The organism is Stenotrophomonas sp. STEN022 (assembly GCF_056760155.1).
Genome location: NZ_JBRREG010000024.1, coordinates 15,255 through 37,978, shown reverse-complemented (window position 1 = coordinate 37,978; position 22,724 = coordinate 15,255). Strand labels below are relative to the sequence as shown.

The 22,724-nt window shown below is 64.1% G+C and carries 20 protein-coding genes; 15 read left to right on the top strand and 5 right to left on the bottom strand.

The annotated features are described in order from the left end of the window. The first annotated feature begins 13 nt into the window (after positions 1-13). Entirely contained in the window at positions 14-928 is a 915-nt protein-coding gene (locus ACVOMF_RS07365; RefSeq protein WP_481508688.1) for an AEC family transporter, read from the top strand. Positions 929-986: 58 nt separating this feature from the next. Beyond that, on the top strand, positions 987-2,009 hold the full coding sequence (locus ACVOMF_RS07360; RefSeq protein WP_481508687.1) for a hypothetical protein: 1,023 nt from the start codon (positions 987-989) through the stop codon (positions 2,007-2,009). 258 nt (positions 2,010-2,267) lie between these two features. Here ACVOMF_RS07360 and ACVOMF_RS07355 read toward each other — a convergent pair whose 3' ends face one another. Beyond that, the gene (locus ACVOMF_RS07355) at positions 2,268-3,749 is read right to left on the bottom strand and encodes an AAA family ATPase (RefSeq protein WP_481508686.1); all 1,482 of its coding nucleotides are present in this window, start codon (positions 3,747-3,749) and stop codon (positions 2,268-2,270) included. Positions 3,750-3,883: 134 nt separating this feature from the next. Here ACVOMF_RS07355 and ACVOMF_RS07350 point away from each other — a divergent pair, with 134 nt between their 5' ends. The 5 genes from ACVOMF_RS07350 to ACVOMF_RS07330 are packed head-to-tail and all read left to right on the top strand — an operon-like array spanning position 3,884 to position 8,026. Further along, positions 3,884-4,516, top strand: a complete 633-nt coding sequence (locus tag ACVOMF_RS07350; RefSeq protein ID WP_481508685.1) for a nucleotide-binding protein — start codon at positions 3,884-3,886, stop codon at positions 4,514-4,516. Between the two features lie 19 nt (positions 4,517-4,535). After that, positions 4,536-5,012 (top strand): SixA phosphatase family protein, encoded by a 477-nt coding sequence (locus tag ACVOMF_RS07345; protein ID WP_481508684.1) that lies wholly within the window; start codon positions 4,536-4,538, stop codon positions 5,010-5,012. Positions 5,013-5,055: 43 nt separating this feature from the next. Continuing rightward, on the top strand, positions 5,056-5,586 hold the full coding sequence (locus ACVOMF_RS07340) for a YceI family protein (protein WP_481508697.1): 531 nt from the start codon (positions 5,056-5,058) through the stop codon (positions 5,584-5,586). Beyond that, positions 5,583-7,559 carry a phospholipase D family protein gene (locus ACVOMF_RS07335; RefSeq protein ID WP_481508683.1) on the top strand — a complete coding sequence of 659 codons (1,977 nt, stop codon included), beginning with the start codon at positions 5,583-5,585 and terminating at the stop codon, positions 7,557-7,559. Before ACVOMF_RS07340 ends, ACVOMF_RS07335 begins: the two co-directional genes overlap by 4 nt. Before the next feature lie 29 nt (positions 7,560-7,588). Next, positions 7,589-8,026, top strand: coding sequence for a hotdog fold thioesterase (locus tag ACVOMF_RS07330; RefSeq protein WP_481508682.1), 438 nt, complete (start codon positions 7,589-7,591; stop codon positions 8,024-8,026). 188 nt (positions 8,027-8,214) lie between these two features. Here ACVOMF_RS07330 and ACVOMF_RS07325 read toward each other — a convergent pair whose 3' ends face one another. Next, complete coding sequence (locus ACVOMF_RS07325; RefSeq protein WP_481508681.1) at positions 8,215-10,788, bottom strand: EAL domain-containing protein; 2,574 nt, start codon at positions 10,786-10,788, stop codon at positions 8,215-8,217. Between the two features lie 198 nt (positions 10,789-10,986). Here ACVOMF_RS07325 and ACVOMF_RS07320 point away from each other — a divergent pair, with 198 nt between their 5' ends. From ACVOMF_RS07320 to ACVOMF_RS07305, 4 genes are read left to right on the top strand one after another with little or no spacing between them, the layout of a single operon-like run. Continuing rightward, positions 10,987-11,778, top strand: coding sequence for a lysophospholipid acyltransferase family protein (locus ACVOMF_RS07320; RefSeq protein WP_481508680.1), 792 nt, complete (start codon positions 10,987-10,989; stop codon positions 11,776-11,778). A 57-nt stretch (positions 11,779-11,835) separates the two neighbouring features. After that, positions 11,836-12,822 carry a YheT family hydrolase gene (locus ACVOMF_RS07315; RefSeq protein WP_481508696.1) on the top strand — a complete coding sequence of 329 codons (987 nt, stop codon included), beginning with the start codon at positions 11,836-11,838 and terminating at the stop codon, positions 12,820-12,822. 58 nt (positions 12,823-12,880) lie between these two features. Then, entirely contained in the window at positions 12,881-14,950 is a 2,070-nt protein-coding gene (locus ACVOMF_RS07310; RefSeq protein ID WP_481508679.1) for a tetratricopeptide repeat protein, read from the top strand. Positions 14,951-14,963: 13 nt separating this feature from the next. After that, the gene (locus ACVOMF_RS07305; RefSeq protein ID WP_481508678.1) at positions 14,964-15,575 is read left to right on the top strand and encodes a YbhB/YbcL family Raf kinase inhibitor-like protein; all 612 of its coding nucleotides are present in this window, start codon (positions 14,964-14,966) and stop codon (positions 15,573-15,575) included. Between the two features lie 175 nt (positions 15,576-15,750). Here ACVOMF_RS07305 and ACVOMF_RS07300 read toward each other — a convergent pair whose 3' ends face one another. Together ACVOMF_RS07300 and ACVOMF_RS07295 are read right to left on the bottom strand one after the other, a co-directional pair. After that, complete coding sequence (locus ACVOMF_RS07300) at positions 15,751-16,560, bottom strand: DUF4377 domain-containing protein (RefSeq protein ID WP_481508677.1); 810 nt, start codon at positions 16,558-16,560, stop codon at positions 15,751-15,753. Positions 16,561-16,644: 84 nt separating this feature from the next. Then, the gene (locus ACVOMF_RS07295) at positions 16,645-17,439 is read right to left on the bottom strand and encodes an undecaprenyl-diphosphate phosphatase (protein ID WP_481508676.1); all 795 of its coding nucleotides are present in this window, start codon (positions 17,437-17,439) and stop codon (positions 16,645-16,647) included. 210 nt (positions 17,440-17,649) lie between these two features. Here ACVOMF_RS07295 and glnA point away from each other — a divergent pair, with 210 nt between their 5' ends. The 3 genes from glnA (at position 17,650) to ACVOMF_RS07280 (ending at position 21,270) form a co-directional block, all read left to right on the top strand. Further along, positions 17,650-19,059, top strand: coding sequence for a type I glutamate--ammonia ligase (gene glnA, locus ACVOMF_RS07290; protein ID WP_481508675.1), 1,410 nt, complete (start codon positions 17,650-17,652; stop codon positions 19,057-19,059). 378 nt (positions 19,060-19,437) lie between these two features. Further along, positions 19,438-19,776 carry a P-II family nitrogen regulator gene (locus ACVOMF_RS07285; protein WP_481508674.1) on the top strand — a complete coding sequence of 113 codons (339 nt, stop codon included), beginning with the start codon at positions 19,438-19,440 and terminating at the stop codon, positions 19,774-19,776. Between the two features lie 90 nt (positions 19,777-19,866). Continuing rightward, positions 19,867-21,270 carry an ammonium transporter gene (locus tag ACVOMF_RS07280; RefSeq protein WP_481508673.1) on the top strand — a complete coding sequence of 468 codons (1,404 nt, stop codon included), beginning with the start codon at positions 19,867-19,869 and terminating at the stop codon, positions 21,268-21,270. Positions 21,271-21,513: 243 nt separating this feature from the next. On the opposite strand, the gene ACVOMF_RS07275 is transcribed toward ACVOMF_RS07280, so the two are convergent. Next, on the bottom strand, positions 21,514-21,732 hold the full coding sequence (locus tag ACVOMF_RS07275; protein WP_481508672.1) for a DUF6500 family protein: 219 nt from the start codon (positions 21,730-21,732) through the stop codon (positions 21,514-21,516). A 244-nt stretch (positions 21,733-21,976) separates the two neighbouring features. On the opposite strand from ACVOMF_RS07275, the gene ACVOMF_RS07270 reads away from it, so the two are divergent. Continuing rightward, complete coding sequence (locus tag ACVOMF_RS07270) at positions 21,977-22,714, top strand: N-acetylmuramoyl-L-alanine amidase (RefSeq protein WP_481508671.1); 738 nt, start codon at positions 21,977-21,979, stop codon at positions 22,712-22,714. Positions 22,715-22,724 lie beyond the last annotated feature (10 nt).

Genomic DNA, 22,724 nt, shown 5'->3' with positions numbered 1-22,724 from the left:
GCATGCTCGCATCATGGCATTCGACGCTTTCGCACTGATCCTGACCATGCTCGTGCTGGGCATGGTCTTCGCGCGCTTCCGGGTATTCCCGGACAACGCCGCCGACGTGCTCAACAAGCTGGTGCTGTACATCTGTCTGCCGGCAGCGGTGCTCACCTATGTGCCGCGCCTGCAGTTGGATGCCTCGTTGGTTGGCATCATGCTGACGCCGTGGCTGCTGATGCTGCTCACCCTGGCCTTGGTAAGCCTGGCCACGCGCCTGTTCGGTTTCGAGCGGCAGGTGCATGCAGTGCTGCTGTTATGCGTGGCGTTGTGCAATTCCAGCTTCATCGGCTACCCGATGGTGCGCGCGCTGTTGGGTGACCATGCTCTGCCGTATGCGGTGGTCTACGACCAGTTCGGCACCTTCGTGATGCTGTCCACCTTCGGCCTGTATGTGCTGGCGCGTTACAGCGGCGATACCCCGCCCAGCACCGGGCAGATCCTGCTGCGTATCGCCAGGTTCCCACCGTTGTGGGCGCTGATCTTCGCCGTGCTGGTGATGCCGGCATCACCGCCTGCATGGATCGCCGGGGCGCTGAAGAATGTGTCCGACGCGATGCTGCCGCTGGTGATGCTGGCGGTCGGTCTTACGATCCAGCTGCGGCTGTCGCGCGCTGAACTGGCGCCCTTGGGCGTGGGCTTGGTGCTCAAGCTGCTGGTGCTACCGGCAGCAGCACTGCCACTGTCGTGGGCGTTTGGCCTGCAGGGCGAAATGCTGCGGGTCAATGTACTGGAGAGCGCAATGCCGACCATGATCACTGCCGCCGCGCTGGCCATTTCACACCGGCTGGCGCCACGCTTGGCAGCGGCGATGGTGGGTTATGGCATTGTGTTGTCGTTGATCTCGCTGCCGGCTTGGGTGTGGGTGTTGGACCGGATTTCCTGATAAAAGCTGGTGACGGTGATGTCCACCGCGACAAATATTTCCAGGAAGGAGTTGGCTCATGAAGGGATGTACAGCATTCGTTCTCCTGTTTGTTGTGTTGTTTGGCGCTCCCAGCTTGGCCAGTGGCGCTCCCTCGGCGGTGCCTGCTTCCCAGCCGGAAGCGCCTGATTTCCACGCGGCGTTGCTGCAGCGGGCGCGGGAACTGGCAGCCAGTGGAAGGCCGCTGGAGTTGCTGGTGGCGTCTCGATTGGCGTACTCGCAGGAATTGGGGAGCTGTCCGCGTGCATCTGGACAGCCGTGCCAGAGCGATGTCTGGTTGGACCAGGCTATCCGGGAGGGGAGTGAGCAGCCGTTGATTGCACGCGCAGCGGTGAGTCGCTGCATCCATACCAAGCGCTGTGATATCGCTGCGGCGATACAGACATTACGAACGCGGGAGGCTGACGATGCAGTGGCGCAGCTGCTGCTGTGGCGGTTGGCGGTCGTGCGAGGCAGCGACGACGAAGCGGCACTGGCGTGGGCACGCGTCACACAGGCCACCCGTTATGTCGATGAGTACGCCGAAGGTCTTGATGTGCTCGATCGGATGACCCGTGGCTTGCTTCTGCCGCTGCCCGACGACGCGGTGCAGAGTAACCCTGATGAGGCGCGCCTGACGCTGGTGTACGCGTTGACCGCAGCGTTCTCGACGTCGGCGCTGGTTGATCTGCAGCGGCAATGCCCGGCACCGGCGGATGCGTCGCGCAGCGCTGGATGCCGGCATCTGCTGACACTGATGGCAAACAGCAGGGAAGTGCTTGCCAGTAGCTACGGAAGCGCGAGGATGCAGGTGTACGCGCTTGATGCAGCGGAGCGCGAGCATTGGCAGCAGCGTAGGCGTGAAGTGGCGTGGGTTCTAGAGAAAGCGAGCGCACTTCTGAGCGGTGGAACTGAACGCGGACCGGCACCGGACATGCAAGCATACCTACGCCAAAGCGTGGAATCAGGTGAACTGGGTGCAATGCGCCAGCTGTTGGCAGCAAACCACATTCAAGCCAAGCCGCCGGCCGATTGGCAGCCGACCATGTTGTCATCGAACTAGAAACAGGTAGTCCATGCTAATTGCATGCAATCTCGTAGTCCGGGTAAGCGCAGCGTGCCGTGGCTACGGCGCTGGTTGCAGGAGCGGCGTAAGCCGCGAAGCTGACTTTGCTGCAGTTCTTCGCAGCAATGCGATCTGATGCAGTGCGTGCTTCGCGGGCCTGCGCCGCTCCTACAAACTGGGTTTCCACGCGTAGTTGATGTGGCCGGGCGTACTGCGCTTACCCTGCTACAACAGCAGCTGAGCTTTCAGGCTACTTCAATCCGCCGGCACGGTGCGTTCGCGTGCCCAGTCGCGCAGCGATTGCACCTGCTCGGCCATCAGTACTGACAGTGGCCGTGTATTGCGGATCTCGGCCATCAACAGCTCGGTATCCAGCGGCTTCTGCTCGGCATGGGCGGCGTACAGTCCGGCGACCACCGCCTGCTCGATCTCGGCACCGGAGAAGCCGTCGCTGGCTGCCGCCAAGGCGGGCAGGGCGAACAGGTCCGGCTGCAGTTGGCGGCGCTGCAGGTGCAGGTGCAGCAGCTCGACGCGGGTGTCGGGTGAGGGCAGGTCGACGAAGAAGATCTCGTCGAAGCGGCCCTTGCGCAGCAGTTCGGCTGGCAGCTCCTGCACCTGGTTGGCGGTGGCGACTATGAACACCGGCGCCTTGCGCTCGGCCATCCAGGTCAGCAGGTAGCCAAGCACGCGGCGTGAGACGCCGCCGTCTTCGCCGCTGCTGGCCAGACCCTTCTCGACTTCGTCTATCCACAGCACGCAGGGCGCCAACTGCTCGGCCGAGGCAAGCGCGTCGCGCAGGTTCTTCTCGGTCTCGCCGTGGTACTTGTTGTACAGCGTGCCAAAGTCCAGCCGCAGCAGCGGCACGCCGAAGCCGGCAGCGGTGGCCTTGGCCAGCATCGACTTGCCGCAGCCCTGCACGCCGAGCAGCAGCATGCCCTTGGGCGGGTCCAGCCCGGGCGGGGCGTTGCCGGAGACGAAGACCGTACGCCGTTGCTCGATCCAGCGCTTGAGCCGGCGCGCACCGGCCACGTCGCTGAAACGGGCCGAGTCGTATTCGTAATGCAGGTGGCCGCTGCGGTTGAGCAGCTCGAACTTGAGCTTGGCCAGCTGCGGCAGGTCATCGGCTTTCAGCGCGCCATCGGCGAAGATCAGTTGGCGGGCGATGCGGCGGGCGTCGGTCATGCTCAGACCGCGCAGGTTGCGCAGGATCTGCTGCACGGCCTCCTGGTCCACCTCGACCCGTCGCCCGCCGTTCTCCTGGGCATAGCTGGCCGCTTCCTCGCGCAGCATCTTCAGCAGTGCGTTGGCATCGGGCAGGCGTGGGTTGAAGCGGGTCGCCAGCGCTTCCAGCTCGGCTGGCAGCTCGACCTTGGCGCCGACCAGTACCACCACGTGGGGCTGGCTGTGGCGGCGCTGGATGATGTCGCGCAGCAGCCGTTGGTGGCTGGCGTAGCCCAGGTAGGGGTGGAAATCGAGCAGCAGGTAGATGCCGCGCTGGTCGGCCTCCTGGATCATGCGCAGGGCCGCGCTGGCATCAGGCGGGCCAACCGCCTCGTCCTCGCGGTCCATGTCGATGCGGCGCAGGCCCTCGGTGATCGACCACCGGTACAGGGACCGCCACACATGCATCAAGGCTTCGCGGAACAGGCCCACGATGCGGGTCTCGTCCTGCGTTTCGATGACGATCAGCGGCGTGTTGGCGCGGATCAATGCGGTCAGGTCCTGCAGCTCGCTCATGGTGGTTCCAATGCCGGGGGCGACACGATAACAAAGCCGCAGGCCTTGCCGGGGTGGCGTCCTCACCGGATGACTACCTTTGGTAACGCAGGCCGGTGTACGCTGCGGGCAAGTCCCGCGAAAACGAGGCGTGCATGAAGACGATTCTGGTAGCCGGCTCCAAAGGCGGTGTCGGCAAGACCACCATCGCTACCCATCTGGCCGCACACTCGGCCTTGTCCGGCCAGGCAACGGTGATCGCCGACGCCGACCCGCAAGGCTCCAGCACCCGTTGGGCGCAACGCCGTTCCATTCTGGACAGCGCGGTGCTGCCGGTGGATGTGCATCGCAAGAAGAACTGGGAAAAGCTCATTCCCGACGGCGCCGAACAGGTCATCATCGATGCCCCGGCCGGTGCCTATGGCGAGGACCTGGAACGCTTCATCGACATCGCCGACGCGGTGGTGGTGCCGGTGTTGCCCTCGGCGCTGGATATCGAGGCCATCGTCGGCTTCCTCAACAGCCTGTCCAGGATCAAGCGCATCCATTCGCGGGCGGTGCCGGTAGGGCTGGTGCTCAACCGCACCAAGCCGTGGACGCAGACCTCGCAACAGGCCAGGCAGATGCTGGCCGAATGGCCGTATGAGGTTGTCACGCAGCTGCGTGACAGCCAGAGTTATGTGGTGATGGTCGGGCTTGGGCGCAGCCTGTTCGATTATCACTCTGCACAGGTACGCGAGCACCAGCAGGACTGGGAGCCGCTGCTCAAGTGGTTGAACAAGGTCTGATCAGGAGTACTAACCGACCATGCGTGAATTGATCCTGCTGCGACATGCCCATGCCGAACCGGCGGCCGATGGCCAAGCCGATCTCGACCGGCCCCTCTCACCGCATGGCTTGGCCGAGGCCGAGGCGGCCGGCCGTTGGTTACAGGAACACAAATTGGTACCGGACCGGGTGCTGTGCTCGCCGGCGCGTCGCACCCGCGAGACCCTGGAGGCGGTGCTGGAGCGCACCGGCTACGTCGAGCAGCGCCTGGAAGAGCGGATCTACGATGCCGCACCCGGCACCCTGGCTGCGCTGCTGGACGAGCATAAGGAAGTCGAGCGCCTGCTGGTGGTTGGTCACAACCCCGGGCTGGAGCAGCTGGTGGCATTGATGCACAGCGGCCAGTCCGGCGATTACCGTGGCATGCCGCCGGCATCGGTGGCGGTGCTGTCACTGCCGATGGAGGCGGCGATAGAGCCTGGCATTGCCCGGCTGACCGAATTCTGGTGGCCCTGAGCCCATGGCGGCGGCGCGGTATGGGCTGCTGCTGATTCTGTTGATGCTGGTTGGCTCGGCTGTTGCAGCCGAGCCACTGCATTTCGACACGGCGCATTCCCGGTTTGGTTTTGAGATACGTACCCGTTTTGGGCAAAAGGTGGAGGGCGTCTTTCCGCGCTTTGAGGGCTGGATCACGGTGCTGCCCGATGGCCGCCACCAGGTGCGGCTGCGCATGTACAGCGAATATGTGGAGATCCCCGACAGGCCGCGCTACACCGGCTGGATACGCGGCGAGGACTTCTTCGATGCTGCGCGTTATCCGGTGGTGGAGTTCGATTCCGACCCTTATGACCCGCGGTTGACCGAAATCGGTGGCGATGTACAGGGGCGCTTGTCGATCCGTGGCATCAGCCGGCCCGAAGTAATGCGCCTGGCAAAACCTGAATGCGCACGGCCCGGCTATGATTGCGACCTCGTCAGCCGCGGCACCATCCTGCGCGGCCGGTATGGCATGGATAGCTGGCAGATGGCCCTGAGTGATCGAGTGATATTCGTACTGCGTACACGCCTGGTTGGCGCCCCCAAAAAGTGAAAGCTGTCCTTCGTATCCTGCCGGTGCTGGTGCTGCTGCTGGCCAGCGGTTGTGCTTCGCTGTCCAATCAGCAGCGTGAGCGTGCAGTAGGCATTGCCGTTGCCGCGCGTTCCGCCGTCGTTGACTGCGACCAGCCCGATCGCTGTGCGCTGGATTCGCCTCTGCGTGCGCTCGGCGGCAAGGCCATCGCCGAGTCCACCGCACAGGCGCCGAGGCACTACGCCACCATTGTCGACGAGGGTGAGCTGTCGCTGATCGCGCGGCTGAACCTGATCCGCAGCGCCACCCGAAGCGTGGACCTGCAGACCTATATCTTCGACACCGACGATAGCGCGCGGATGGTGATCGACGAACTGTTGGCCGCGGCCCGGCGCGGGGTCAAGGTACGGCTGCTGATCGACCAGCTCTCGGCCATCTCCGACCTGCAGATGCTTGGCGCCTTGTCCGGCGCGCATGCCAACTTCGAGTTGCGTGTGTATAACCCGGCGTTCGGCAAGGCCAAGCTCAATTACTTCGATTATGCCGGCAGCGTGCTGTGCTGCTTCCGCCGTTTCAACCAGCGCATGCACAACAAGCTGCTGGTGATCGACGATGTGATCGGCATGGTAGGTGGCCGCAACTACCAGGACGACTATTACGACTGGGACAGCGAGTACAACTTCCGCGACCGTGACGTGGTGGTGGCCGGGCCGGAAGCGCGTGAGATGGCGGCCAACTTCCAGGCCTTCTGGGAGGCACGCCGCAGTGTGCCGGCCGAGCGGCTGAATGACGTTGGCAAGACCTTGTTGAACGAGGGTGTGCCGGCACTGCCGCAGGCGGCATTCCGCCGTCCAGACCGCATCGCGCGGGTGGATGCGGAAGCGTCCGACCCGGGCTTCATCGAGCAGGCATTTGTCGACACCGCCTTGCCGGTAGGTGCGGTCAGCTATGTTGCCGACCTGCCGCGCAAGCACCGCCGTGAACGGGAGGCGCAGCCGCTCAATGGCCAGCATGTGACCGAACCGAAGTTGGATGCGCTGATCTCGCAGGCACAGACCGAAGTGCTGCTGCAGACGCCGTATCTGGTGCTGTCCAAGCCCGCGCAGGCGTTGTTCGAGGGGCTGCGCAAGCGAGAGAATCCACCGCGGGTGGTGGTATCGACCAACAGTCTGGCGGCCACCGACAACCCCATCGTCTATGCGCTGTCGTACAAGTACAAACGCCGCAACCTGCGCGTGCTGGGCTTCAACATCTACGAATACAAGCCGTTTCCGCTGGACGCGCCGATCGACTACGCGCAGCTGTTGCCAGCACCCTTGGACGGCGAACCGGCCGTGGCCCCCACCCGCAACCGGGTGATTGGTGGAAGTGCGGCTGGCAGCAATGTGCGCGGCAGCGGTTCCGGGCGCCGGCTCAGCGCCGATGGCAGCGAGGTCGAGCGCGAGGTGCTGCGTACCGAAACCCGGCCGTCGTTCCTGGGCACCCGAGCGGTCAACCGACCATTGCCGGTGACCCGCCGTGGTGCGCGCATGGGCCTGCATGCCAAGTCGTTGGTGGTGGACCGCCGCATCGGCGTGATCGGCACCCACAACTTCGATCCGCGCAGCGAGAACTACAACACCGAAGGCGCGGTGATCATCGAAGATCCGGCTTTTGCCGAGCAGCTGGCGCAGAGCATCCTGCGTGACGTGCATCCGGACAACTCCTGGGTGGTTGCGCCGCGCGAGAAGCCGCCGGTGCTGTCCGGCCTGAACTACAGTCTTGGCAAGGCCTCCGAAGCCCTGCCGATTCTGGATTTCTGGCCCTGGCGCTATGCCACCGACTACGCCTTCAAGCCGGGCCCGGATTGCCCACAGCCGCTGCGCCGACAGGACCCGAACTTCCACAACTGCTACACCGCGGTTGGTGACTTCCCGGAAGTCGACGTCGGTCCCAAGTGGGTGCTGGTACGCATGCTGACCGCGTTCGGCGCGGGGCTGGTCCCCATCCTCTGACCGTTCCATTTCCCTGACAGGTAGCTGCAATGAGCCAAGTATTCCGCGCGCCGGTTGACCTGCAGTTGGTCAACGAGCTGAGCCGCAACACGCTGATCGACCATCTCGGAATTGTCTTCACCGCTGCCGGCGATGATTGGCTGCAGGCGACGATGCCGGTGGATGCGCGTACCAAGCAGCCTTACGGTCTGCTGCATGGCGGTGCATCGGTAGTGCTGGCCGAGACCCTGGGCAGCAGCGCCGGCAATCTGTGCGTGGACCCGAGCCAGCAGGTGTGTGTCGGCCTGGAGATCAATGCCAACCATCTGCGTGCGGCGCGTAGCGGGGTGGTTACCGGTACCGCACGCGCGCTGCATGTGGGGCGCACCACCCAGGTGTGGGAGATCCGCATCGAGGACGAGGCCGGCAAGCCGGTGTGTATCTCGCGGCTGACCTTGGCGGTTGTGGCGGTTGTGGCGGTTGGGTGAGTGGGTGAGTGGTTGGTGGTTGGGGCTTCAAGCTAAGAGCTTGAAAGCCCACCTCCCCAACCCTCCGCTTGCCTGCGGCAAAGGGAGGGGGTAACGCTGCGCCCCCTCCCTTTCGCGCAGCGAAGGGGAGGGCCGGGGAGGGGTAACTGTTGCTTCCGTACCCGCACCCGCACCACAGCAACCTTCGGCTAAGCCAACACCGCCACCGGCAGATGCTCGCGCACCCAGTCGGCCAAGGCTGGCGCCGGGAGGGCCGGGGTGAAATGAAAGCCCTGCGCGATCTGGTAGCCCTGCGCGCCGAGCAGGCGCAGTTGCTCCAGACTCTCAACGCCTTCGGCAACCACCTTCAACTGCAGGCTCTGGCCGATGTGGGCGATGGCCTGGGTCAGTGCGCTGGCAACCTTGTCGGCCTCAATGCCGCGTACGAAGCTACGATCCAGCTTGAGTTCGCTGATCGGCAGCTGGCGCAGGTAACTGAGGCTGGAATAGCCGGTGCCGAAGTCGTCCATCGACAGCCGCACACCCAGTGCATGCACCTGGCGCAGCGTCTGCAGGGTGATCGGGTCACCATCCAGCAATACGTCTTCGGTGATTTCCAGGATCAGGTCCTCGGCGCTCAAGGATTCCTGCTGCAGGATCTGGCTGATGCAGTCCGTCAGCGCCACGCTGTGGAAGTTGGTTGGTGACAGGTTCACCGACACCGACGGCACCTCCAGGCCTTCCTGACGCCAGCGCCCCAGCTGCCGGCAGGCCTCGCGCAATGCCCATTGGCCGAGATCACCGATCAGCCCGGCCTCTTCGGCCAAGGGGATGAAACGTATCGGTGGCACACTGCCCAGGCGCGGATGCTGCCAGCGTGCCAGCGCTTCGACGCTGTGCAGACGGCCGCTGTGGATTTCGATCTGCGGCTGGTAGTGCAGCTGCAGTTGGCCTTGTTCAAGCGCTTCACGCAGGGCTGCTTCCAGCGCCATACGCTCCTGTGCGCATTCGTCCATCTCGCTGCTATAGAAGCGCACCCGGTTGCGGCCATTGTGTTTGGCCTGGTACATGGCGACATCGGCATGGTGCAGCAGCGAATCCATGTTGTTGCCGTCATGTGGAAAGATGCTGATGCCGATACTGGCCGAGGGGCGTATCTCCAGGTCACCCAGCGCCAGCGGCAGGCCCAGGATGCGCAGGATGCGCTCGCTGCGCTCACTGGCCGTGGGTATGTCGCAGCGGTTGAGGATCACCACGAACTCGTCACCGGAGAGCCGGCCGACGATGTCCATCGGCCCGGTTTCTTCCTGCAGGCGACGTGCCACCGTGCGCAGCAGTTCGTCGCCGCCGGGGTGGCCGAAGGAGTCGTTGATCTGCTTGAAGCGATCCAGATCGATGAACATCACCGCCATTGTCTGCCCGTGGTGATTGGCAGCGGTTATGGCCTGGTCGGCCTGGGCGTGCAGCAGGCTGCGGTTGGGCAGGCCGGTGAGGTCGTCGTAGAACGCTAACCGGCGGATCCGGTTGCGCGCCTCCTCGCGCTCCAGTGCCAGCGCGCACAGGTGCACGATCACCTCGACCAGGCGGTGGTGGAAGCTGTCCGGGTCGTAGGGCTGCCGGTAGTAGAAGGCGAAGGTGCCGAGCACGCGGCCATCGTTGGCCTTGATCGGGGTGGACCAGCAGGCCGCCAGGCCGTGTTGCAGGGCCAGGTGGCTGATGCCTTCCCAGTTCGGGTCGGTGGCGATGTCGCGGCTGACCACGGTCTGGCCGCTATGTGCGGCGGTACCGCAGGCGCCGGTTTTCGGTGCCACCGGCACACCGTCCACCAGTCGCGTATAGGCCTCAGGCAGGCTCGGCGCGGCCAGATTCCGCAGCCGTCCGTCTTCAACCCGCAATACCGAGCACAGCACCTCTGGGGCGATCTTCTCCACCTCCAGGCACATCATCTGCATCACCTCGGCGGTGGGCACTTCGCGCACCATCGCGTCGAGCATCTTGTGTTGCAGGACTTCGTGCACCTTGGTGCGGGTGATGTCCATCAGCACGATGACCAGGTTCACCAAGGTGCCGTAGTCATCGAAGATGGGATTGGTGCTGACCGAGCACCACAGGGGTTGTCCGTTCTTGCGATAGAGCCGCTCGTCGGCGCGGATCGGCTGCCCGGCCAGCAGGCGTGCGGTATAGGCGCTCAACTGCTCGGGCGAAAAACTGCCTGGAGCCAGCAACGCCGGCACGTACTGGCCCATCGCCTCGGCGTCGAGGAAGCCGAACAGGCGCCGGAAGCCCTTGTTCAGATGCACGATGCGGCCTTCGGCATCGGTGATCAGCACCGCACTCTGGGTTTCATCGAAGCCCAGCGACAACAAGCGTTCACGCGCCTGTGCTTGGCGACGGGCGGTGACGTCGCTGACCAGCACCATGCGGATGTTGCGTTCACCGTCGGCAATCTGCGACAGGGTGACGCTGATCCAGCAGGTGCTCTGGTCCTTGCGGATCATCTGGATGTCGTGCGGATCGGCGGCCAGCTCCTGCACGCGGTTGCTGGCGCCCGGATACAGGCGGGTGTTGTAGCGCTCGCGCATGCTCGCCGGTGCCAGCGTGCCCAGGTTCTTGCCCTGCAATTCGGCGCGGGTCCAGCCGGAAATATCTTCCATGGCTTGGTTGACGTACAGAATGGTATTGGCGTCGTCGAACAGAATCACGCCATTGCCGATCTGTTCCAATGCCGCCGAGAACAGTTGCAGCATGTCTTCTGTCGATGACAGCAGCTGCCGGTCCATCATGCCGTCCCCCTGAACGATAGTGTTGTTGTACACACTTCATGCCGGGAATGTTGCCGGCGTACCCCGAAAACCCGAGCCGACCGGTACTTCCTGTCGATAGTGTGGCACGGCGCACCCTTTGGCGGCGCCCGTGGGAATGCCAAGGGGGCATGGTCCCCATGCTGGCGGAAGCTGGACTGCATCCGGTATCGTGCGTGGATGACTTCCCCCCGTCCCGCCCGCCAGGGCGGTGTGGCCCGCGTGTTCCGTTACTTGTACCGCGCCCCGCTGCTACTGGTTCACATTGTCCTGTTCCTGCCGCTGATCCTGCTGCTGATGACGCAGCCGTTGGGGCGTATCGGCCCCGCCAGCAACCCGCTGGAAGAGCGGGTGGTGCGCTGGTGGTCGGGCGGTTTGATGTGGATCTTCGGCTTCCGCCTGCAGCGCCATGGCCAGCCCTTGCCGGGTGCGGTGCTGTTTGTCGCCAACCATGTGGGTTGGGTTGATATCTGCGTCATCCACAGCCAGAAGATGGTTGGCTTTGTCGCCAAGCGCGAGATTGCCGGCTGGCCGGTGGTCGGCTGGGTCGCCAGCCGTGGCCACACCATCTTCCACCAGCGCGGCAACACCGAGTCGCTGGGTGGGGTGATGGAAGAGATGGTCAAGCGTCTGCAGGAACAGCGGCCGGTGGCGGTATTCCCGGAGGGTCGTACCCGCGGTGGCACGGACGTGGGGCCGTTCCATGCGCGCATTTTCCAGGCAGCGGTGGAAGCCGCTGTACCGGTGCAGCCGATCGCGCTGCGCTATGGCGAGCGTGGAGATGCGCAGACCACGGTGGCATTCGCACCGGGCGAAAGCTTCTTCGGCAATTTCCTGCGCCTGCTCGGTGAACCGGCACGGCGTGGCGAGGTGCATTTCCTCGAGCCCATCGCCATCCAGGATCTGGAAGGGCGCCGGCGCATCGCCGAAACCTCGCGCGCGCGCATCGTGGCGGTGATGGAAGGGCCGTAAGGTGCAGATCGCGGCCAACGCTGAGTTGGGCAGCCAACGCTCACCGGGTCGGTCATGTTGAGCGCCTGCAACTACCAGCCGCCGCGCTGGCTGCGCAATCCGCATCTGCAGTCGATGCTGGCATCCAGCCGGCTGCGCTTGCGAGGTGGCCCCGTGGTGGGGGCGGCCTGGGGTGCGTTTACCCCGGAGGTGCTGCGCGAGGGTGGCTTTGGCTGGGGCGGGCTGGGGGGGAACTGCCGCCGGCTGGGCGCGCCGCCAAAGGCGCTTGCGTTGCTGTTGCATGGCTGGGAAGGCAGTGCCGAATCCAGCTACATGCGCATGACCACCGCGCGCCTGCTGGAACAAGGCTTTGATGTGGTGCGGCTGAATTTCCGTGACCATGGCAACACCCATCATCTCAATCCCGGCATCTTCCATTCCTGCCGTATCGACGAAGTGGTGAATGCCGCTGCCGATGTGGCGCAGCGCTTTGCCGGCCTGCCAATGGTGGCGGCGGGGTATTCGCTGGGCGGCAACTTCGTGCTGCGGCTGGCCCTGCACGCACCTGCTGCCGGTGTGCCGTTGCGGCATGTGGCGTCGGTATGCCCGGTATTGGACCCTGCGGTCACCATGGACAGCATCGAGCGCGGCCCGGCGATGTACGACTGGTACTTCCGCCGTAAATGGACCGGTTCGCTGCGCCGCAAGCGCGCCCTGTTCCCGGAGCTGGCGGATTGCGACGACAGCGTGTTGAAGCTGGACATCCGCGCGCTGACCGGTTGGCTGGTGGACCGGCATACCGATTTCGGTTCCCTGCAGGAGTACTTCGACGGTTATTCCATCGCTGGCGCCAAGCTGGCCGGGCTGCGGGTGCCGGCCGACATCCTGATGGCTGCCGATGACCCGGTGATTCCCTTCACCACCTTCGACCACTGGCAACTGCCGGCAGATGCCCATCTGGAAATCGCGCGTTGGGGGGGGCACTGCGGTTTCATCGAGAACCTGCGTGGCGATGGCTTCTCCGAGCGCTGGGTGGCGCAGCGACTGCACGCTGCCATCAGCTGAACCCAGCAGCAGCGGCCGGGGCCGCTACAATGCGGGTTTGCGCTAACGCTGGACCGCCATGCAAGACAAGATCATTGAAGCCCTGCGCCGTAATGCCACCGATGAGGCCGTGACCCTGGCCCGTGCATGGGTTGGCGCAGAACCGCAACAAGCCCAGGCACACCGCTGGCTGGCGTTGGCCCTGCAGCAGCAAGGCCAGTTGGAGCAGGCCCAGGTCAGTCTGGAACAGGCGCTGGGCTTGGCCCCGGATGACGCAGCACTGCATCTGCAGCACGCAGGCCTGTTGCTGGCACAGCGTCAGATCGAGGCCGCCGGGCAGGCGCTGGATCGCAGCACCGCGCTGAACCCCAACGAGTTCTCCGCCTACCTGATGCAGGCGCACCTGGCGCTGGGCCGCGATGACATCGACGAGGCCGACCGTCTGGGTCGCATGGCAGCGCGTGTCGATCCGGACAGCCCCGAGCTGGGCGCCATTGAAGGCATGGTTGCGCTGCGTCGTGGTGATGCTGACCGCGCGTTGGCGATTCTGTCGGCCGCTGCTGCCAAGCTGCCAGGTGATGTCCGCGTGCTGTACGCGTTGGGCTTCGCCTATCTGGGCAAGGACATGTTGGCCTTTGCCGAACAGGCGTTCCGCCGCGTGATCGAGTTGAACCCCGATAACCACGCGCTGCGTGGCCTGGTAGTGCAGCTGCTCCTGCGTCAGGGGCACCTGGACCGTGCAGCGGAAATGATGCGCGAGGTACTGGCTACGCCACAGGGTGATACCCCGGGCATGCGCCGCCTGGCCGGCGAGTTGGAACTGGTCTCGGGTCAGCCACTGCAGGCACTGGAACACCTGCGCCCGCTGCTGCTGCAGGTGCCGGGTGACCGTCCCACGCTGCAGATGCTGTTGATGGCGTGGCAGCGTCTGGGCCGCGAGGAAGAAGCCCGCAGCGAACTGGAAGCCGCCGTGCAGGCGCACCCGCAGCTGCATGATCTGTGGATGGCGCGCCTGGCCGTGGCTCAGGTGGGCAGCGAAGAAGCCATTGATGTCGTCGACCGCTGGCTGACAGCGATGCCTGAGCACCTGCCGGCGCTGGAAGCGCGCATGAGCCTGCATGACATGAACGACCAGGCCGAAGAGGCCGAAGCCGTGGCCCATCACATCATCGCACTGGAGCCGGGCCGGATCAGTGGCGAGCAGCGCATTGTTGAAGCGTTGTTGCAGCGCGAGCCAAGCGCGGCTATCGCGCATGTGCAGGGGCTGGTGGATCGTGCGCCGGAGCAGACGCGCATGGGTGTGCGTGGCTGGCTGGGCGCTACCCAGGACCGCGCTGGCGACCGCGCCGGCGCGCTGGCTACCTGGATGCGCGTGCACGAAGAAATGGCGCCCAACCGTCTGCCGCTACCGCAGCAGGCGCGTGCACCGGCCGAATGGCCGGCGATGGGTGAAGTGGCTGACGACAACCCGGTGCGGCCGATTTTCCTGTGGGGCGCCCCGGGTTCGGGCGTGGAGCGGGTGGCAACGGTGATGTCCGCCGGCAGCCGCGTGCTGCGCGATGACCGCTTCGGGCCAACGCCTCCCAATGATGGTTTTCAGAATTTCCTGACCCTGCAACGTCTGGCCACCGATGCACTGACTCCGGAACAGCTGGTGCAGCAGTGGCGCGAAGCGCTGCCGGCACGCGGCATTGAAGACGGCAACGTGATCGACTGGCTGCTGTGGTGGGACAACGCCCTGCTGTGGGCGCTGCGCCCGCAGCTGCCGGAAGGTCGCCTGATCATCGCCCTGCGCGACCCGCGCGACATGCTGGTGGAATGGCTGGCGCTCGGCGCGCCGGCACCGCTGGCAGTGACCTCGGCCAGCGAGGCTGCACAGTGGCTTGCGCGGGCGTTGGCCCAGGTCGCGTTGCTGCATGAGCAGGATCTGTATACCCATATGCTTATTCATACCGACGACGCGGTGAATGATCCGGCGGCGATGGGCGCGCTGTTGGAACAGGCCTTTGGCGTGCGGTTCCCGCCGGTGCGCACTATTGGCCCGGGCACCATTTCGGCTGGCCATTGGCGCAATTACACACAGGTATTGGCGTCGGAGTTTGCAGTGCTGACCCCGGTCGCGGTGCGTCTGGGCTATCCCGAAGCCTGATCAAGGAACAATGATGAAACTGGACAGTCAGAGTTTTCAGAACGGGCAGCCGATTGCGGCCGAGTTTGCTGCAGGCGATGCCAACGGCTTTGCCGGTAACCGCAACCCGCAGCTTGCATGGAGCGATGTGCCGGCCGGCACGCGCTCGTTCGCGCTGATCTGCGTGGACCCGGATGTGCCGACCGTGGCCGAGCTGGTTGGCCGTGACGACGTCAGCATCCCGCTGGACCAGCCGCGCACCGACTTCGTGCATTGGGTGATGGTGGATGTACCTGCCGAGTTGCGCGAGATCGCTGCAGGCAGCTGCAGTGATGGCTTCAGCGCACATGGCAAGACCCAGCCGACCGGTCCGGTGGGTGCGCGCCAGGGCATCAACGATTACACCGGCTGGTTCGCCGGCAACGCGCAGATGAGCGGCACCTACTACGGCTACGACGGCCCGTACCCGCCGTTCAACGACGAGCGCCTGCACCGCTATTTCTTCCGGCTGTTCGCGCTGGATGTGGAGCGTCTGCCGGTAGACGGTGCATTCACCGCTGCCGATGTGTACCGCGCCATGCAAGGCCATGTGTTGGCCGAAGCGTTGGTGCATGGCACGTATACATTGAACAAAGCGCTGGCCTAAATCGGTAGTGCCGAGCCATGCTCGGCAGAGGCTTTCCCGGTATTGCCCCAGCCGAACATGGTTCGGCTCTACAGGTGAAGCTTTATCGGTAATGCCCCAGCCGAGCATGGCTCGGCTCTACAAAACAGCAAGGGCGCCTGACGGCGCCCTTGCTGTTTGCGTAAGCCCTTCGGGCTTACTTGGCCATTTCCGACATCACCACCATGTCCAGCACATAGGCCTGCGACGGCGCATCGGCCGGCGGGTTCTTGATCTGGTAGCGCTTCAGGCGCAGCACGTTGCGCACGCCCGGCTCGTGGGTGTAACCCTCGATGTTGCCGTAGAAGTTGGTGAACTCACCGCGCTTGCCCTGTTCCAGACCCTGCTCGTTGTACTTCACCTCACGCACCTGCAGGCAGGTGGCGTCCTTCATCAGCGGGTGCGGGCAGGGCTTGGTCTGCGGCTCCACTTCCATGAACACGATCTCGCCCGGGCCGCCGTAGCGGGTTTCGGCGGTCGGCTCGGCGCGGAAGCTGAGCACGTCGCCCTTGGCGGTGACCAGGGTCATTGCCGAGGCGTCGAGTGCACGCACGGTCAGCTTGCCCTGCAGGCGCTCGCTGATCAGGCCGTCAACCGCCATCAGCGGACCCTGGCAGGCCTTGTTGGTGGACATCAGGTTGCCGACGGTCAATGCACCGGCTTCCAGCGTGTAGCCGCCGCCGATGTTGTTGCAGGCGTTGCTCACCGACAGGCGGTTGTCCTTGAAGTCCAGGGTCAGCGGCTTGTCGGCTTGTACGAACAGGCCGTCGATGCGCTTGCCGCTGGCGTCCACGGCGTTGTCCAGCAGCCAGTGGTTTGCAGCCAGCTGGGTGGTGTCGAGGTTCGCGGCAGGAGCGGCGGTGCTGGTGTCGGGGGTGGCTGCGGTTTCGCTCTTGGTGGTGGCCGGCGGGTTGCTGCAGGCGGTCATGAGGGCGATGGGCAGTGCCAACAGAAGAATGCGCTTCATGGTGAACTCCTTGTGGTGCGTTGGAAAAGTCAGGACGTCAAACGGCCATGGCCGGATGGCGGGGTTGCACTTGCTACTGCACGTTCAGTTACCAGCAGGCAAAAACAACAGCAGGCCGAAGCCCAGGGCAATGCGGTATAGCGCGAAGCCGGTGAAGGGACGGCGTTTGATGTAGCTCAGCAGCCACTTCACCACGATGAAGCCGGTGACCGCTGCTGCCACGAAGGCTACGCCTACGTCGGTCCAGTTTTCGTTGCCGAGCTGGCCTTTCTTGAACATCTCAAGCAGGGCATAGCCGCTGGCCGCGAACATGGTGGGGACGCCAACCAGGAAAACGAACTCGGCGGCCGCGGAACGACGGGTCAGGCCCAGCAGCAGGGCCATGAAGATGGCCGCGGCCGAACGCGAAGTGCCGGGGAAGACGCCGGCCACCACCTGCGCCAGGCCGACCGCCACGGCAACCTTCCAGGTCACGCTGTCGTTGTCGGGCAGGCGCCCGGCAAAGCGTTCGGCAATCAACATCCAGACGCCGCCGATGACCAGCGCCCAGGCCACCGGAGTGACGGTTTCAGGCAGTTCCCAGCCGGCCAGGCGTACCGGCAGGCCGACCACGGCGGTGACCAGGAAGGCCACGCCCAGCTTCATCACGTAGTCGCGGTTTTCGCGCTGGTTCAGGCCGGTGGCCAGCGACCACAGCCGTTGTCGGAACGCCAACACCACGGCCAGGATGGCACCGGCCTGGATGACGATGTTGAAGAAGTCCGAGCGTGCACCCAGCCAATGCTGGGCGATCAGCAGGTGGCCGGTGCTGGAAATCGGGAGGAATTCGGTGAGGCCTTCGAGGATGCCAAGTAACAGGGCGGAGAGCAGGTCGGACATGAGGGCTGGTATGGGAAAGGCGGGCACAGCATAGAGCATTAAGTGTTACGCACCTGAATGGTGCATCACGCTGAAATAGCACCAAAATGGTGCTTATAACTGTTAACACTGTCTGCATACAATCAATAAAAACAATGCCTTACGTGACTTTGAAAGTTGGCACGTCATTTGCTTTGTTACATACACATCATCCATCCGAGGTTGCACCCGATGTCGCTGGAAAACGTTGAGAAGCTGATCAAGGACAACCAGATCGAGTTCATCGACCTGCGTTTCGTCGACATGCGTGGCATCGAACAGCACGTGACCTTCCCGGTTTCGATCATCGAGCCGACCCTGTTCGAAGAAGGCAAGATGTTCGACGGCAGCTCGATCGCCGGCTGGAAGGGCATCGCCGAGTCCGACATGGTGCTGCTGCCGGACGCTGATAGCGCCTACGTCGACCCGTTCTACGCCGACCCGACCCTGGTGCTGATCTGCGACGTGCTCGATCCGGCCACCATGCAGGGCTACGGCCGCTGCCCGCGCGGCATCGCCAAGCGTGCCGAGTCCTACCTGAAGTCCTCCGGCATCGCCGACCTGGCCTTCTTCGGCCCGGAACCGGAATTCTTCATCTTCGATTCGGTGCAGTTCGCCAACGACATGGGCAACACCTTCTACAAGATCAATTCTGAAGAAGGCGCCTGGAACACCGGCAAGAGCTACGACGGCACCAACACCGGCTACCGTCCGACCGTGAAGGGTGGTTACTTCCCGGTGCCGCCGACCGATTCGCTGCACGATATCCGCGCCGAGATGTGCAAGGTGCTGGAAAAGGTCGGCATCGAAGTCGAAGTGCACCACCACGAAGTGGCCAATGCCGGCCAGTGCGAGATCGGCGCCAAGTTCAACACGCTGGTGACCAAGGCTGACGAACTGCAGCGCATGAAGCACGTCATCAAGAACGTCGCCCACCGCAACGGCAAGACCGTGACCTTCATGCCCAAGCCGCTGGTCGGCGACAACGGCAGCGGCATGCACGTGCACCAGTCGCTGGCCAAGGGTGGCAACAACCTGTTCTCCGGTGATGGCTACGGCGGCCTGAGCCAAATGGCGCTGTGGTACATCGGCGGCATCTTCAAGCACGCCCGTGCCATCAATGCCTTCGCCAACTCCGGCACCAACAGCTACAAGCGCCTGGTCCCGGGCTTCGAGGCACCGGTGATGCTGGCCTATTCGGCTCGCAACCGTTCGGCATCGTGCCGCATTCCGTGGGTGTCCAACCCGAAGGCACGCCGCATCGAAATGCGTTTCCCGGATCCGATCCAGTCCGGCTACCTGACCTTCACCGCGCTGATGATGGCCGGCCTGGACGGCATCAAGAACCAGATCGACCCGGGCGCACCGAGCGACAAGGATCTGTACGACCTGCCGCCGGAAGAAGAGAAGCTGATCCCGCAGGTCTGTTCCTCGCTGGACCAGGCACTGGAAGCGCTGGACAAGGACCGCGAGTTCCTCAAGGCCGGTGGCGTGATGAGCGACGACTTCATCGACGCTTACATCGCGTTGAAGATGAAGGAAGTCACCGCGTTCCGCGCAGCGACCCATCCGCTCGAATACCAGCTGTACTACGCAAGCTGAGTTCACCAGCTGATGCAACGGCGGCCATCGCACTGCGCTGGCCGCCGGCAACACCAGGTGTAGTTGCTGGCTGTTATTAGGCGGCGGTGGCGTGGACCCTCCCCCTCCCATCTGCGTCATCGCCGCCGCCTTTGTTGCTGGGGAGCACAAAGGTCATGCAACAGCCAGCAACACGCCTGCAGGGGCAAGAGAATCCGAGCGCGCGGCATGGGCCACTCCTCCCTCCCGCGTGGTTGCGGTCGCCGGCAGCAATGCTGGTGGCAACAGCCAGGCCCATGATGCGTTCGGCGCAACAGCCAGCGGCCGCACAACGGCCGGTGGAAGACACGATGCCGGCCCGCAGCCGCAGGCCGGTCTCCTCCACATCGGGACATGCGCATGAAATTAATCTCCGCGATCATCCGTCCATTCAAGCTCGACGAAGTGCGTGAAGCCTTGGGCGCCGCAGGCGTTTCCGGCATCACCGTCACCGAGGTCAAGGGCTTTGGGCGGCAGAAAGGCCACACCGAGCTGTACCGTGGCGCCGAATACGTCGTCGATTTCCTCCCCAAGATCCGCATTGAAACCGCCGTCACCGACGACAACGTCGATGCCGTGATCGAAGCCCTGCAGGGCGCAGCTGGCACCGGCAAGATCGGTGACGGCAAGATCTTCGTTACCGCGCTTGAACAAGTGGTGCGTATCCGCACCGGCGAAACAGGCGCCGACGCGCTTTAAGAACCCGCTACCGCCCCGTCCTCCGGCGGCAGCGACCGCCAGGTGACAACGGGTCGCTGGCAGGTTCCACCCCCACAACCGGAGTCGACAATGCGAACGGAATTTTTCACCGGGTTGAAAGCCCGGCTCGGAGGCCTGTGTCTGTCTTTCATGCTCACCGCGATGCTGTTGGGCATGTTTTCCAGTACTGCCTGGGCCCAGGAAACACCGGCACAGCCCACTGCCGCGACTGAAGCTGCTGCGGCACCTGTTGCAGAAGCCGCTGCCACACCCAGCTTCGACAAGGGCGACGTGGCGTGGATGCTCACCGCCACCTTGCTGGTGCTGATGATGGTGGTGCCCGGCCTTGCGCTGTTCTACGGCGGCCTGGTGCGTGCCAAGAACGTGTTGTCGGTGCTCAGCCAGGTGCTGGTGGTGTTCTCGCTGGTGCTGATCCTGTGGGTGGCCTATGGCTACAGCGCGGTGTTCAGTGCGGGCAACCAGTTCTTCGGTTCCTTCACCGAGTTCGCCTTCCTCAAGGGCTTCACCCCGGACTCGGTCGGCAATACGCCGATCGCCGGGCTGCCGGACTTCCTGTTCGTTGCCTTCCAGTCGACCTTTGCCGGCATCACCACCGCGCTGATCGTCGGCGCCTTCGCCGAGCGCATCAAGTTCCGCGCGGTGCTGCTGTTCTCGGCGCTGTGGTTCACCCTGAGCTACATCCCGATGGCGCACATCGTCTGGGGCGGCGGCTACCTCGGTGAGATGGGCGCAATCGATTTTGCCGGTGGCACCGTGGTGCACATCAATGCCGGTGTTGCCGGCCTGGTCGCTGCATGGTTCGTCGGCAAGCGCCTGGGCTACGGCCAGACCGCCTTGAAGCCGCACAACCTGCCGCTGACCTGGATCGGCGCGATGCTGCTGTGGGTGGGCTGGTTCGGCTTCAACGCCGGCTCCGCTGCCGCTGCTGACACTGTCGCCTCGCTGGCCTTCATCAACACCGTGTTGGCGACTGCTGCAGCGGTGCTGGGTTGGACGCTGGTGGAAGCCATCACCAAGGGCCATCCGTCTGCGCTTGGTGCAGCTTCGGGTGCGGTGGCTGGTCTGGTTGGTGTAACGCCGGCCTGCGGCACCGTCGGTCCGATGGGCGCCATCGTGATTGGTTTTGTCACCGGCATCATCTGCGTATGGGGCGTGACCGGCTTGAAGCGCCTGCTGAAGGCCGACGACACCGCCGACGTCTTCGGCGTGCATGGTGTGGGCGGTATCGTCGGTGCCATCCTCACCGGCGTGTTCAGCGCACAGTCGCTGGGTGGCACCAAGGTTGACCTGGATATCGCCCACCAGGTGTGGGTGCAGGTGGTCAGCGTCGGCTTCACCGTGCTGTGGTCGGCCGTCGTCACCGCCGTCATCCTGCTGGTGGTCCGTGCCCTGGTTGGCCTGCGCGTCAGCGAAGAAGCAGAGCGCACCGGCCTGGACGTCACCACCCACGGCGAATCGGCGTACGAGGCCTGACCGCGTTAACCCCGATCTTGCAGAGAACCAAAGCCCCTCTCCCGCCTGCGGGAGAGGGGTTGGGGTGAGGGCAGCTTTCAAGCTTTACCTGTAAAGCCCCTGCCGAGCATGGCTCGGCACTACAGGGCACCATCCCGCAAACAATCAGAGCCCCTCACCCTCCGGGAGAGGGGGTGGGGGAGAGGGTACGGCGAAGCAGCATCACCGTACGACCGGAACGAAACCGAAGAAATCCAAGGTGCGTCATCCCTCAGCCAACACCAACGTCTTCACCTTCTCGGCTTTCTCAAAATGATCCAGGCGATGGATCTTGATCCACCACGTAGCCGCTTCCATCAGCAGTTCAGGATCATCATTCCGATTCGCAAAAAACGCATAGAACGACACTCCAACCGTCGGCCCCTTCGCCGCAATCTTTGCATCGCAGACCGCAACGATTTTCTGTTTCAGTGAATCACGCATTGCCTCTCCAACAGATCGCCGAACAACCAGTCTGCATAGCCTAAGCACAACGGGCAGCCATCCCCAGCGGAAAGCGTTTTGAACATGCGGTGCATGTTCCGCACCGGCGTCATACCGGACTCCCCAACTCCCTGAGCAGGCCCTTCAATGCACGCAATCACCATCACCGCCGCTGTCGGTCCATCATCCGTCCCATGCCTGTATGCACTTGCAAAGCCACGCCCAGCAACGTGCAATGGCCCGCATGAAGACCAAACTGCTGCTGCCGCTCGCCCTGTTGGCCACGCTGACTGCCTGTACCTCCACACCGGAGCGCAATCCGCTAGCGCAGTGGGTGCCGTCGCCGAATTACAACGACCGCCAGCCGGTGTTGATCGTGCTGCACCACACCGAGCAGGACTCGGTGCAGGAGAGTCTGGACACGCTGCGCAGCGCCAACAGCGGCGGCAAGGTCAGCTCGCACTACCTGGTCGGCAGCGATGGTGAGCTCTACCAGCTGGTGGCCGATGGCGAACGCGCCTGGCATGCCGGCGGTGGCCGCTGGGGCGGCTTCACCGACCTCAACTCGACCTCGATCGGCATCGAGATCGACAACAACGGCGACAGCCCGTTCACCCAGTCGCAGATTGCGAGCCTGCTGCGCCTGCTTGAGGACCTCTGCAAGCGCTACAACATCCCGCGCAGCCAGATCATCGGCCACGCCGACCTGGCCCCGACCCGCAAAGCTGACCCCAGCCGTTACTTCCCGTGGCAGCAGCTGGCCGAAGCCGGTTTCGGCCTGTGGCCAGACCCGAAGCACGGCCCGGCGCCGGCCGGTTTTGACAGCTGGATGGCGATGCAGGCCTTCGGTTACGCGCTGGACGACCGCGCTGCCGCTGCGCGTGCCTTCCACCGTCGTTTCCGTGGCAGCGACAGCCTGCCGGCCGAGCTGGACGCCGAGGACGCCCGTATCCTGTATTCCCTGCTGCAGCAGAAGCAGTGATCGGCCCGCT